This is a genomic window from Mycobacterium sp. 141 (assembly GCF_000382405.1).
Lineage (GTDB): Bacteria > Actinomycetota > Actinomycetes > Mycobacteriales > Mycobacteriaceae > Mycobacterium.
This window is the reverse complement of the sequence record NZ_KB908260.1, coordinates 72,856-86,426: the sequence shown is the minus strand read 5'-3', so window position 1 is coordinate 86,426 and position 13,571 is coordinate 72,856. Positions and strand designations below refer to the sequence as shown.

Genomic DNA, 13,571 nt, shown 5'->3' with positions numbered 1-13,571 from the left:
AGGCTCGCGGCGTGCTGATCGCGATCGAGGGCGTCGACGGTGCCGGCAAACGCACACTGACCAACGGGCTACGGGCGGCGTTCGAATCCGCGCACAAGTCCGTTGGCAGCCTGGCGTTTCCGCGTTACCACCATTCCGTGCCCGCGGACCTGGCTGCCGAAGCGCTGCACGGCGCGCACGGTGATCTCGCCGGGTCGGTGCACGCGATGGCGGTGCTGTTCGCCTTGGACCGGGCCGGTGCGCGTGAGGAGATCGAGCATCTGCGCGCTGCCTACGATGTCGTCATCCTCGACCGTTACGTCGCCTCCAATGCCGCCTACAGTGCGGCCCGGCTACACCAGGGCGCCGACGGCGCAGCAGTGTCCTGGGTGCGTGAGCTCGAATACGAGCGGTTGAAGCTGCCCCTTCCGGACTGGCAGGTGCTACTGAACGTGCCGACCGAACTCGCCGCACAGCGCGCCGAGCGCCGGGCCAACACCGAGGCCGACCGGGCCAAGGACGCCTACGAGCGCGACGGCGGGCTGCAACGACGCACCGGTGAGGTGTACGCGGCGCTGGCCGCGGCCGACTGGTGCGGACGGTGGTTGGTTGCCGGCCCCGACGTTGCTCCCGCGGCATTGGCTCTGCAGTTGAATTGACGCGCGGCGTCGGAGTTGAATTGACGCGCGGCGTCGGAGTTGAATTGACGCGGCCCGTCAGGGCGCCGCGGGATCCTTTCCGCGCTGCTCGACCACCCACACCGCGATCTGGGTGCGGGAGATGAAGCCGAGCTTGCCGAGAATGTGCTCGATGTGTGCCTCCACGGTGCGGCGCGCAATCACGAGCTTTGCGGCGATTTCCTTGTTGGTCATGCCCTCGGCGATCAGCGCGGCGACCTCGCGTTCCCGTCGGGTCAACGCATCGTTCGGCCGCGGTGACGCTGCGGTCGCCGGCGACGGCGTGCGTTCGGAGAGTGCGTAACCGATTGCAGCGTCGGTGCGCATCTGGTGGCCGCTCTCGAACTCGGCGTCGTATGCCTTGCGCCCCAGCGCCTGCTGGACGCGCTCCTGCTGCTGGTTGTGCACCGACACGAGGTGGCGCATGCCGTATAGCGGTGCGCCGATCCGCCGCCACAGCCGGTCGGCCGCGCCCAGCAGCCGGGCCGCGCGCCGGGGCTCCGGCTCGCCGCCGGCCGCCCACGCCAGGGTCTCCAAGCAGAAGGCGATCACCCACTGCTCGCTGAACTCGCGGGCCAGCCGCAGGCTCTCCAGCGCCGAGTCGGCAGCGCGCTCGCCATCGCCTTGCAGCCACGCGACGAGTGCGCGGTCCCACAGCATGTACGACTTCATCCAGCGCTCGCCGAGCGCGTCGCACAGTGCGATGGCGTCCGTGCAGACCTGCATGGCGGACTTCATGTCGCCGAGCAACGTGGTTACACCCACGAGATAGAAGCTGGCGTCGAGAGTGCCAAGCCTGCTGCCTGTGGCGCGATGCAGGTCCAGCGCTTCTGCGAGCAGGTGCCGCGCCGCAGGCAGGTCTCCCTCGGACATCTTCGTCATGCCGTTCAGCTGCACCGCCCATGCAGCCGCATCGGTGTCGCCCAGCTGCTCGGCGAGCGGCGTGCACGCCTCGAGCATCGCCCTGGCCGCACCGATGTTCTCTTCGAGCGTGGACAGATATCCGGTCACCCACAACGCACGTGCCCGAATGTCGCTGGGCTGCGTGTCCAGCGCCAGCCCGCGCTCCAGCCAGCGGCGCCCTTCGCTGGTCAGCCCAGATGCGATCCAGAAGAACCACAACGCGCTGGCCATCCGCAAGCCAGTGGCGGCCTCGTCCGGCTCCGTGAAGCAGAATTCGAATGCGGTACGCAAGTTGCTGTGTTCGTGGTGCAGCGTATTGAGCCACCTGCCCTGTTCGGGGCCCAGCCAGTCCGCCCGGACCCGTTCGACGAGGTCGGCGAAGTAGTCTCGGTGGCGTCTGCGCTGCACATGTTCGTCACCGTCGGCGCGCAGCCGCTCCAGCCCGTACTGGCGGATGGTCTCCAGCAATCGGTACCGCTGATGGCCGTCCAGCTGTTCGGAGATCACGATCGACTTGTCCACCAGCGTCGCCAGCACACCTAGTACGTCGAGTTCATCGAGCTCGTCGCTCGAGCAGGTCGCTTCCGCTGCGGACAGACTGAATCCGCCGGAGAACACCGACAGTCGCACCCACAACAGCTTCTCCTGCTCCGAGCACAGCTCGTGGCTCCATTCGATCGACGCCCGCAGGGTCTGATGCCGTGGCAGCACACCGGGGCTGCCGGCCGTGAGCAGCCTGAAGCGGTCCTCGAGTCGGTCCAGGATCTCGTTCGGCGAGAGGGCGCGAAGCCGCACCGCAGTCAGCTCTATTGCCAGTGGGATCCCGTCCAACCGCTGGCAGATGCGCGAGATCGTCTCGGCATTCTCCTCGGTCAATGCGAATTCCGGCTGCACCGCGGTCGCGCGGTCGACGAACAGCGTCACTGCCTCGTACTGGCCGAGCTCCTCCGGCGGCAGTCGCACCTCGTCGGGCATGGACATCGTCGGAATCTGGAAGATGTACTCCCCGGTCAGCCCGAGGGCCTGCCTGCTGGTGGCGAGGATGCGTACACCAGCCGCGCCGTGCAGTATCGCCTCGGCGACCATGGCGCACCCGTCGCGCAGATGCTCGCAGTTGTCCAGCACCAGTAGCAGGTTTTTGTCCGACAGGTATTCCACCAGGGCAGGCGTGGGCAATCGCCCGCTGCGGTTGTGCAGCCCGAGGGTGCTCGCGATGGTCTGGGCGAGCAGCGCCTCGTCCTTCAGCTCCGCCAATTCCACCAACCACACGCCGTCGGGGAAAGCGCGTTGCAGATCCGCGGCAACACGCAGAGACAGCCGAGTCTTGCCCGCGCCGCCGACACCGGTGAGAGTGACCAGCCGCGACGCCGAGAGCAGCCGCTTGATCTTGGCGATCTCCTGGCGACGTCCGATGAAATTGGTCAGTTCCGCCGGAAGATTGCCCTTGGGGCGCACACTCGAGGGTGATTCGGCTTTCCAGGTCGTGTCCGGTTGAGTCGTGTCGCCCAGTTCGGCATGCGCCGCCATATCGTCGACGGCGAAGCCGTGGAGGCGTTGGGACTCACGCAGCAGGCGGCCCAGCTCCGCAGCGGACGGTCGGCACTCCGGGTCGTCGGACATCGTTTGCTCGATGATCACGCTGACGTCCTCTGGGACGCCGTGCTCGCGTGGATTCGGAATGGGCTCGGTGGTGATCCTCAGGAACTGGGCCACCATCTGCTCACCGCTGCGCCGTTCGAACGCGGCGTGACCGGTGAGCGCGGCGAACAGGGTCGCGCCGAGCCCGTAGACGTCCGCGGCCGGACTTGGAGGCCGTCCCACGATGACCTCCGGCGCGGAGAAGGCCGGTGAACCTGTCACGAGACCGGTGGCGGTCTCGAAGCCTCCTGCGACGTGGGCGATGCCGAAGTCCGTCAGTGCCGGCTCACCGTAATCGGTGAGCAGGATGTTTCCCGGTTTGACATCGCGATGCACGATGCCCAGGCGGTGCGCGGCATCCAGGGCGCCGGCCAGCTTCACCCCGAGCCGCAGCACGTCTTTCAGCGGAAGCGGACCATGATCACGAATCCGCGTGTGCAGAGAGTCCTGGGGATGGTAGGGCATGACGAGGAAAGGATGGCCGCTGTCGGTGGTGCCCACCTCGAGGACGTACACGATGTTGGGGTGCCCGGTCAGCCGGCCCACCGCACGCTGTTCGCGATAGAACCGCGCACAGTTCTCCTCGTCGAGGTCCGCCGTGAGGACCTTGACCGCCACTGTGCGGTCGAGCGAGGGTTGGGTGCAGCGGTAGACGACGCCGAAACCGCCGCGGCCGATCTCTTCAGCGTCCTCGAATCCGGCAGCTGCCAATTCCGCCGGGATGGAGCCCGCAACGGCGTATTGGGTCATGAACGGATCGACATCGGCCATCGAAACCTCGATTCATCCGAGACGCCGGCCCAGTTGCTACATCAGCCATATCGCGATGATCTACGCCTAAGCATATCCCCGGTTGCGCGGGCGATTAGCGTGTCTTAACCACCTAATGCACTGGATCGAGCCGGTGCGCCGCCAAGATCACCGCGTGTGGTACCCGAGTTTTATCGCATTCTGGTGACACCATGGACACCATGAGGCAAAGGATCCTTGTCGTCGACGACGACCCATCGCTGGCCGAGATGCTCACCATCGTGTTGCGTGGCGAGGGTTTCGACACCGCGGTCATCGGCGACGGCAGCCAAGCGCTCACCGCCGTCCGCGAGCTGCGACCGGATCTGGTGCTGCTGGACCTGATGCTGCCCGGCATGAACGGCATCGACGTGTGCCGGGTGCTGCGGGCCGATTCCGGTGTGCCCATCGTGATGCTGACCGCCAAGACAGACACCGTCGACGTGGTCCTCGGGCTGGAGTCCGGCGCCGACGACTACGTGATGAAGCCGTTCAAACCGAAGGAATTGGTCGCACGGGTGCGGGCGCGGTTGCGCCGCAACGAAGATGAGCCAGCCGAGCTGCTGTCGATCAGCGACGTGGAGATCGACGTTCCGGCCCACAAGGTGACCCGGCAGGGTGAGCAGATTTCGTTGACACCGTTGGAATTCGACCTGCTGGTGGCGTTGGCACGCAAACCGCGACAGGTGTTTACTCGTGATGTGCTGCTCGAACAGGTGTGGGGATATCGACACCCCGCTGACACCCGTTTGGTGAACGTGCATGTCCAGCGGTTGCGGGCCAAGGTCGAGAAAGATCCGGAGAACCCGCAGGTGGTGCTGACCGTTCGAGGAGTGGGATACAAGGCCGGACCGCCATGATCCCACCGCCCGCGGTGGCCGGGATATTCACTGCGCGGCGGTGGCCGTGATATTTGGCTCCAGACGGCGCATCCGTGGGCGCTGGGGAGGTTCCGGCCCACTGTTGCGCGGGTTGGGGACGCTGGGCAGGGCTGTCGGTCTGGTTTGGCGGCGCTCGCTGCAATTACGCGTGGTGACCTTGACGCTCGGGCTTTCGCTTGCCGTCATCCTCGTACTCGGGTTCGTGTTGACCAGTCAGATCACCGACCGGATCCTGGAAGTCAAGGTCAAGGCCGCCACCGAAGAGGTCGAGCGGGCCCGAAACACCGTGAGCGGCATCGTCGGCGGGGAAGAATCGCGGTCGCTCGACAGCAGCCTGCAACTGGCACGCAACACCCTCGTCGACCGCAAGGCCGACGTCCGCGGTGATCTCGCCGGTGCGTTCGACGCTGCCCTGGTGGTCCCGGGCGACGGGCCACGAGCGGCCACCGCCGCGGGTCCGGTCGCCCAGGTGCCCAACGCATTACGCGATTTCGTCAAGGCCGGGCAGGTCAGCTATCAGTACGCCACGGTGCACACCGAAGGGTTTTCCGGGCCCGCGCTCGTCGTCGGCACCCCGGTCTCGTCGTCGGTGCCCAATCTTGAGCTCTACCTGATCTTTCCGCTGAACAACGAAGAAAGCACCATCTCGTTGGTGCGCGGCACCATGGCCACCGGTGGTGTCGTGCTGCTCGGTCTACTGGCCGCCATCGCGTTGGTGGTGGCGCGCCAGATCGTGCAGCCCGTGCGTTCGGCGTCACGCATCGCCGAGCGGTTCGCCGAGGGGCATCTCACCGAGCGGATGCCGGTGCGCGGCGAGGACGACATGGCGCGGCTGGCGGAGTCGTTCAACGACATGGCCGAGAGCCTGTCCCGGCAGATCCAACAGCTCGAGGAGTTCGGTAACCTGCAGCGCCGCTTCACCTCCGACGTCAGCCATGAGCTGCGCACCCCGCTGACCACCGTGCGGATGGCGGCCGATCTGATCTACGACCACAGTGACGACCTCGACCCGGCGCTGCGCCGCTCGACCGAACTGATGGTCAACGAGCTCGACCGCTTCGAGACACTACTGGCCGACCTGCTGGAGATCTCACGGCACGACGCGGGTGTGGCCGAACTGTCGGTCGAGTCGGTGGATCTGCGCGGCACCGTGCGCAGCGCGCTGGACAACGTCGGACACCTGGCGGCCGACGCCGACATCGAACTGGACGTCGACATGCCGCGCGAGGAGGTGATCGCCGAGGTGGATCCCCGTCGGGTGGAGCGGATTCTGCGCAATCTCATCGCCAACGCGATCGACCACGCCGAACACAAGCCGGTGCGGATCCGGATGGCCGCCGACGAGGACACCGTCGCGGTCACCGTCCGCGACTTCGGCGTCGGGCTGCGCCCCGGCGAGGAGAAGCTGGTGTTCAGCAGATTCTGGCGGTCCGACCCGTCGCGCGTCCGGCGCTCCGGCGGCACCGGCCTCGGCCTGGCGATCAGCATCGAGGATGCCCGGCTACATCAGGGCAGGCTGGAAGCCTGGGGTGAGCCGGGCAAGGGCGCCTGTTTTCGGCTGACCCTGCCGCTGGTCCGCGGCCACAAGGTGACCGCAAGCCCCCTTCCCCTCAAACCGATTGAGCCGCAACATAACCCACACCGACCGGTCCGGGAAGAGGAGAACGTGTGAAGCGCCTGCTGGCCGCGCCGATCGTCGGCCTGGTGGTGCTCACGTCCGGCTGTGCGGGAATACCGAGCACGTCCTCACCCCAGGCGATCGGCACCGTCGAGCGCCCGGCGCCGCAGAATCTGCCCAAGCCGTCTCCGGAGATGGACCCCGATGTGTTGCTGCGGGAATTCCTCAAGGCCACAGCCGATCCTGCGAATCGCCATCTGGCGGCCCGGCAGTTTCTCACCGAATCTGCGTCGAGTTCCTGGGATGACGCCGGCAGCGCCCTGTTGGTCGACCGGGTCGTGTTCGGCGAAACCCGTAGCTCAGACCGGGTTTCGGTGACCATGCACGCCGACATTCTCGGATCGTTCTCGGATCTCGGCGTGTTCGAGACAGGGGAGGGCGCGCTGCCCGACCCGGGCCCGATCGAGCTGGTCAAGACCAGCGGCGGGTGGCGCATCGACAAGCTGCCCAACGGGGTTTTCCTTGACTGGCAACAGTTTCAGTCCACCTACAAGCGCAACAACCTGTATTTCGTCGACCCGACCGGCAACACCGTCGTGCCCGACCCGCGCTATGTCGCGGTGTCCGACCCCGACCAGCTGGCCACCGAGCTGATCTCCAAGCTGATCGTCGGTCCGCGGCCCGAGATGGCCAAGTCGGTGGACAACCTGCTGGGCGCCCCGCTGAAACTGCGCGGCCCGGTCACGCGCGCGGACGGCGGCAAGACCGGCGTGGGTCGCGGCTACGGCGGCGCCCGTGTCGATCTGGAGAATCTGCCGGCCGGAGATCCGCACAGCAGACAACTGCTGGCCGCCCAGATCATCTGGACGCTGGCGCGGGCGGGCATCAGTGGGCCGTACGTGATCAACGCCGACGGTGCGCCGCTCGACGACCGGTTCGCCGACGGCTGGGAAACCTCCGACGTCGCGGCCACCGACCCCGGTGCAGCCCCCGGCGCCGCGGCGGGGTTGCACGCCCTGGTAGGCGGATCGCTCGTGTCGCTGGAGGGGCAGGCGGCGCCACGGGTCTCGGGTTCTTTCGGGCTTGCGCCCAACCAGGTCTCGGCGTCGGTGTCACGCAACGGGCAGGACGCTGCGTCGGTGGTGGTGTCACCGCCTGGCGCACCCAATGCCGGCGCCACCCTGTGGATCGGCCCGCTGGGCGGCGGTGCAGCGCAGGCCATGGAGGGCCACACGCTGTCACGGCCGAGCTGGGCGTTGGACCAGGCGGTCTGGGTGGTGGTCGACGGCATCAACGTTGTCCGCGCCATTCAGGACGCCTCCGGTGCCCCGGCCCGGATCCCGGTCGACACCACGGCGGTTGCCACGCGATATCCCGGGCCGATCACCGACCTACAGTTGTCCCGTGACGGCACCCGGGCGGCGATGGTCATCAACGGGCAGGTGATCCTGGCCAGTGTCGAGCAGAACCAGGACGGACAGTTCCAGCTGACCTATCCGCGCCGGCTCGGCTTCGGGCTCGGCAACACCGTGGTGTCGTTGGCCTGGCGGACCGGCGATGACATCGTGGTCTCGCGCACCGATCCGCAGCACCCGGTGTCCTACGTCAACATCGACGGGGTCAACTCCGACGGGCCGAGCCGCAATTTGGTGATGCCGGTGACCACCGTGGCCGCCAACCCGTCGACGGTGTACGTGGCCGATCAGCGTGGCGTACTGCAGCTTTCGGCGTCGGCCAGCAGCGACGACCCCGGCTGGTCGGAGGTACACCCGTTGATGGTGGCCGGCGCGATACCCGTGTTACCGGGCTGAGCCGTTCCCATCGCCGGCCCGGCGTCTGTCGGTCCCTGCGCGCACACTGCCAGCATGCTCGACCTGATCCTGCCGCTGGAATGCGGCGGTTGCGGCGCGCCGGCCACGCCGTGGTGCCCGGCGTGTGCGTCGATGCTCACGGTGCGTTCCGACGAACCGCACCTGATCACCCCGCGCACGGATCCTGGCGTGCCGGTGTTCGCGCTGGGGCGTTACGCGGGCGCCAGGCGCGCCGCCATCGTGGCCGCCAAAGAGCGGGGACGCACGGACCTCGTGGCACCGCTGGCGGCCGCGCTGCGGGTCGGGCTGGACCGGTTACTGACCTGGGGTGTCGTCGGCGCGCCGCTGGACGTGGTGCCTGCACCCACCCGTAGGCTCGCCGCCCGCCGCCGCGGTGGCGACCCCGTCACGGCGATGGCCATCGCGGCATGCGCGGGCCGCCCCGGGGTGCGAACCGTGCCGGCGCTGCGGCTGCGGCCTTGGGTTCGTGATTCCGTCGGGCTTTCCGGCGCCGCTCGGCAGCGCAACATCGCCGGACGGGTCCGGTTGGTGGCCGGTGTGACCGGCGAGGTCCTGCTCGTCGACGACATCGTGACAACCGGTGCCACCGCGGCCGAGTCGGTGCGCGTACTGCGCGGCGCGGGGGTCTGTGTGGCGGGTGTGTTGGTGCTCGCACATGCCTGACACGGGCGGCAACTGCCGCGCAATCAAACAGAAATGAAGAACTGGAAACATGTCGTCGAAATTGGTGGCACGAACCGGTGAACACGGACTACCGTCGGCAGCAACGATCCGTGAACACCTCACGGCGGCGCTCCGTCACCGCGCCACTTCACCGCACATAACCATTGCAAGGTAGGAGGTGAATTACTCGACACTTGCGCCGATGGGCGGAGCGACAGAACTCTGATCCATCGCCGCGATTCGTTAGAGCCCGGCACGCAAACCGCGTGCAACGAGTGAGAGAAACGAGTTGCCAAGTATGTCAACCAATTCCATGGATTCAGGCCGCACCGTGGTGGTCGAGGACCATGACACCGACGCCAACGCGGAACCCGACGCCGAAGTTGTGGTCAAGGGGCGCAACGTGGAGGTTCCCGATCATTTCCGTGTCTATGTAGCGGAGAAGCTGTCGCGCCTGGAGCGATTCGACCGGACCATCTACCTCTTCGACGTCGAACTTGACCACGAACGCAACCGACGACAACGCAAGAACTGTCAACATGTGGAAATCACCGCTCGCGGTCGGGGCCCAGTGGTCCGAGGCGAGGCCTGCGCGGACAGTTTCTACGCAGCCCTCGAATCAGCGGCAGACAAGCTCGAGGCCCGACTGCGCCGCAGCAAGGACCGCCGCAAGATCCACTACGGCGACAAGACGCCGGTATCGCTGCACCAAGCGACCGCCCAGGATCCCGTCCTGGGAGAGCCGGGTGCGACATCGGTGGTCGACACCGGCGACCCCACATACCTCGACGATCACGAACCCGGCCGGGTGGTACGCATCAAGGAGCATCCTGCCCGGCCCATGACCGTGGACGACGCCCTCTATGAGATGGAACTGGTCGGTCACGATTTCTTCCTGTTCCACGACAAGGAGTGCGACAAACCGACGGTGGTGTACCGGCGGCACGCCTACGACTACGGCTTGATCCGCCTCGCCTGATCGACCAGGCCGGCCGCAAACGCACCCCGGAGCGATCCGGGGTGCGTTTTCGTCTCCGCCGGTGAGTGCAAACAGGGATTTCGACCGGTCACCTACGATGGACCACGATCAACACTCGAAGATCCATCGATACCCACAGGGGATATAGCGTGCTGTCGAAGTTGCTCCGTTTCGGTGAAGGCCGCATGGTCAAGCGCCTCAAGAAGGTGGCTGAGTATGTCAACACCCAGGCCTCCGACGTCGAGAAGCTCTCTGACGCCGAGCTGCGAGCCAAGACCGACGAGTTCAAGAAGCGGATCGCCGACGGCGAGCAGCTCGATGACCTGCTGCCCGAGGCGTTCGCGGTCGCGCGCGAGGCCGCGTGGCGGGTGCTGAGCCAGCGCCACTTCGACGTGCAGATCATGGGCGGCGCGGCGCTGCACTTCGGCAACGTCGCCGAGATGAAGACCGGTGAGGGCAAGACGCTCACCGCGGTGCTGCCGGCCTACCTCAATGCCTTGAGCGGTGACGGCGTGCACGTCGTCACCGTCAACGACTACCTCGCCAAGCGTGACAGTGAGTGGATGGGCCGAGTGCACCGCTTCCTCGGCCTCGATGTCGGCGTGATCCTGTCGGGGCTCACGCCGGAGGAACGTCGGGTCGCCTATGCCGCCGATATCACCTACGGCACCAACAACGAGTTCGGCTTCGACTACCTGCGCGACAACATGGCGCATTCGACCGAGGACATGGTCCAGCGCGGCCACAACTTCGCCATCGTCGACGAGGTCGACTCGATCCTCATCGACGAGGCCCGTACCCCGCTGATCATCTCCGGCCCGGCCGACGGTGCGTCGAACTGGTACACCGAATTCGCCCGGCTGGCCCCGTTGATGAAGAAGGACGTCCACTACGAGGTGGACATCAAGAAGCGCACCATCGGCGTGCACGAGCTGGGCGTGGAGTTCGTCGAGGACCAGCTCGGTATCGAGAACCTCTACGAGGCGGCCAACTCGCCGCTGGTCAGCTACCTCAACAACGCGCTGAAGGCCAAGGAGCTCTTCGAGCGCGACAAGGAATACATCGTCCGCGACGGCGACGTGCTCATCGTCGACGAGTTCACCGGCCGCGTGCTGCTGGGCCGGCGCTACAACGAGGGCATGCACCAGGCCATCGAGGCCAAGGAGCACGTCGAGATCAAGGCCGAGAACCAGACGCTGGCCACCATCACGCTGCAGAACTACTTCCGGCTCTACGACAAGTTGTCCGGCATGACCGGTACGGCCGAGACCGAAGCCGCCGAGCTGCATGAGATCTACAAGCTGGGTGTGGTGCCGATCCCGACCAACAAGCCGATGGTCCGCGCCGATCAGTCCGACCTCATCTACAAGACCGAGGAAGCCAAGTACATCGCCGTCGTCGACGATGTCGCGGAGCGCTACGAGAAGGGCCAGCCTGTCCTCATCGGCACCACCAGTGTCGAGCGCTCGGAGTACCTCTCGCGGCAGTTCACCAAGCGCAAGATCCCGCACAATGTGCTCAACGCGAAGTACCACGAGCAGGAAGCCGGCATCATCGCCGAGGCCGGCCGACTCGGCGCCATCACGGTGGCCACCAACATGGCCGGTCGCGGTACCGACATCGTTTTGGGCGGCAACGTCGACTTCCTGGCCGATCAGCGGCTGCGTGGGCAGGGCCTCGACCCGGTCGAGACACCCGATGACTACGAGGCTGCGTGGGACGACACGCTCAAGAAGATCAAAGCCGAGGTCGACGAGGAGGCCGAGAAGGTCGTCGACGCGGGTGGCCTGTACGTACTGGGTACCGAGCGTCACGAGTCGCGCCGTATCGACAACCAGCTGCGCGGCCGCTCGGGCCGCCAGGGCGACCCGGGCGAGTCGCGGTTCTACCTGTCGCTGGGTGACGAGCTCATGCGGCGCTTCAACGGCGCGACGCTGGAATCGCTGCTGACCCGGCTGAACCTGCCTGACGACGTGCCGATCGAAGCCAACATGGTCACCCGCGCCATCAAGAGCGCGCAGACCCAGGTGGAGCAGCAGAACTTCGAGGTCCGCAAGAACGTCCTCAAGTACGACGAGGTGATGAACCAGCAGCGCATGGTCATCTACAAGGAACGCCGCAAGATCCTCGAGGGCGAGAACCTGCAGGAGCAGGCCCACGACATGCTGGTCGATGTCGTCACCGCCTACGTCGACGGCGCCACCGCCGAGGGCTATGCCGAGGACTGGGATCTCGAAACCCTGTGGACGGCGCTCAAGACCCTGTACCCGGTCGGCATCGATCACCACGATTTGGTGGATTCCAACGCCGTCGGGGAAGCCGGTGAGCTCACTCGCGAGGAGCTGCGCGACACTCTGGTCAAGGATGCCGAGCGGGCCTACGCCGAACGCGAGCAGCAGCTGGAGGCGATCGCCGGTGACGGCGCCATGCGTCAGCTGGAACGCAACGTGCTGCTCAACGTGATCGACCGCAAGTGGCGCGAGCACCTCTACGAGATGGACTACCTCAAAGAGGGCATCGGCCTGCGCGCGATGGCGCAGCGCGACCCGTTGGTGGAGTACCAGCGCGAGGGCTACGACATGTTCGTCGGCATGCTCGACGCGCTCAAGGAGGAGTCGGTCGGGTTCCTGTTCAACGTGCAGGTCGAAGCCGCCCCCGCCCCGGCGGTGGCCCCGGTGGCCGCCCCGCAGGGCCTTGCCGAGTTCGCCGCAGCGGCCGCGGAGAGGGCCTCGGCATCATCGGATTCCGCCGGCCAACCTGAGCCTGCCGCCGTGGCCACCAAGGAACGTCCGGCTGCATTGCGGGCCAAGGGCATCGACGACGGGCGTGCCGACGACGGCGCACCTGCGCTGACCTACAGCGGGCCTTCCGAGGACGGTTCCGTGGAGGTGCAGCGCTCGGGCTCCGGCGGGGGTCGGCACGCGGCGCCGTCCGGTGGTAGCCGTCGGGAGCGCCGGGAAGCGGCGCGCCGGCAGTCCAAGACCGGTAAGCCCAGCTCGCACCGCAAGGGCTAGCCGACCTGCAGGGCGGTCAATTGCCAACGGCCGCTGTGCAATTCGATCCTTGCGGCGATGGCGTGCAGCCGTGGTCCGCGGCTGAAGGTGGCGAACACCTCCGCGCCGCCGGGCCCGGGTGCAGTGCGTAACCGCACCCGGCGCAGGGTTGCGGCTGCCGCTTGCCGAGCCGGCGGGTGGGCCAGCACTGCGTCGAGCACCTGAGGGCTCATCAACGGTCGCAGCTGTGCAGGCGGCCGGCGCCGGTCGACGACCTCCAGCACTCGCCGCAGCGCGAGCTCGGCGAACTGTGCCGCCCCGGTCTGCGGTGGCAGGTCCGCCGGCGGCTCGACCAACCGCAACCGGCGCGGGCCCTGCCGGTGCAGCGTGGTGGGTGCTGGGCATGGCGTCAGAGTCACCGGGCCGAGTGGGTGCGGGGGCGGCTCACAGTCGACCACCGGCGAGGTCAACGACGATGTGGGGGTGGTTTCCGGGATGGGCACGGCGATCTCCAGCGATGGTCAGAAACAGGACGCATCTGCTGGAGAGGTGCAGACCCGTCCATCATCGCACGCTCGAACTGGTGCCGTGCGCGCCCAGTTTCGCCGAATACCGTGGC

At 66.9% G+C, this 13,571-nt stretch carries 9 protein-coding genes; 7 read left to right on the top strand and 2 right to left on the bottom strand.

The genetic code is table 11. The annotated features are described in order from the left end of the window. The first annotated feature begins 11 nt into the window (after positions 1–11). Positions 12–638, top strand: coding sequence for a dTMP kinase (locus H276_RS0110890; protein ID WP_019971340.1), 627 nt, complete (start codon positions 12–14; stop codon positions 636–638). 57 nt (positions 639–695) lie between these two features. Here H276_RS0110890 and H276_RS0110885 read toward each other — a convergent pair whose 3' ends face one another. Then, positions 696–3,968, bottom strand: a complete 3,273-nt coding sequence (locus tag H276_RS0110885) for a protein kinase domain-containing protein (protein ID WP_019971339.1) — start codon at positions 3,966–3,968, stop codon at positions 696–698. A gap of 191 nt (positions 3,969–4,159) precedes the next feature. On the opposite strand from H276_RS0110885, the gene mtrA reads away from it, so the two are divergent. From mtrA to secA, 6 genes are all read left to right on the top strand, one after another. Further along, entirely contained in the window at positions 4,160–4,846 is a 687-nt protein-coding gene (gene mtrA, locus H276_RS0110880) for a two-component system response regulator MtrA (protein ID WP_018601429.1), read from the top strand. Positions 4,847–4,892: 46 nt separating this feature from the next. Further along, a complete protein-coding gene (mtrB, locus tag H276_RS0110875; protein WP_026356837.1) occupies positions 4,893–6,539 on the top strand; it encodes an MtrAB system histidine kinase MtrB in 1,647 nt (548 codons plus the stop codon). Beyond that, complete coding sequence (lpqB, locus tag H276_RS0110870; protein WP_019971337.1) at positions 6,536–8,296, top strand: MtrAB system accessory lipoprotein LpqB; 1,761 nt, start codon at positions 6,536–6,538, stop codon at positions 8,294–8,296. The genes mtrB and lpqB overlap by 4 nt, the downstream gene beginning before the upstream one ends. A gap of 54 nt (positions 8,297–8,350) precedes the next feature. After that, positions 8,351–8,980, top strand: a complete 630-nt coding sequence (locus H276_RS0110865) for a ComF family protein (RefSeq protein ID WP_019971336.1) — start codon at positions 8,351–8,353, stop codon at positions 8,978–8,980. A 298-nt stretch (positions 8,981–9,278) separates the two neighbouring features. Next, a complete protein-coding gene (gene hpf / locus H276_RS0110860) occupies positions 9,279–9,959 on the top strand; it encodes a ribosome hibernation-promoting factor, HPF/YfiA family (protein WP_026356836.1) in 681 nt (226 codons plus the stop codon). Between the two features lie 149 nt (positions 9,960–10,108). Continuing rightward, the gene (secA, locus tag H276_RS0110855; protein ID WP_019971334.1) at positions 10,109–12,973 is read left to right on the top strand and encodes a preprotein translocase subunit SecA; all 2,865 of its coding nucleotides are present in this window, start codon (positions 10,109–10,111) and stop codon (positions 12,971–12,973) included. On the opposite strand, the gene H276_RS0110850 is transcribed toward secA, so the two are convergent. After that, a complete protein-coding gene (locus H276_RS0110850; RefSeq protein WP_019971333.1) occupies positions 12,970–13,455 on the bottom strand; it encodes an Rv3235 family protein in 486 nt (161 codons plus the stop codon). The two genes, secA and H276_RS0110850, sit on opposite strands and share 4 nt — an antisense overlap. Positions 13,456–13,571: the final 116 nt, after the last annotated feature.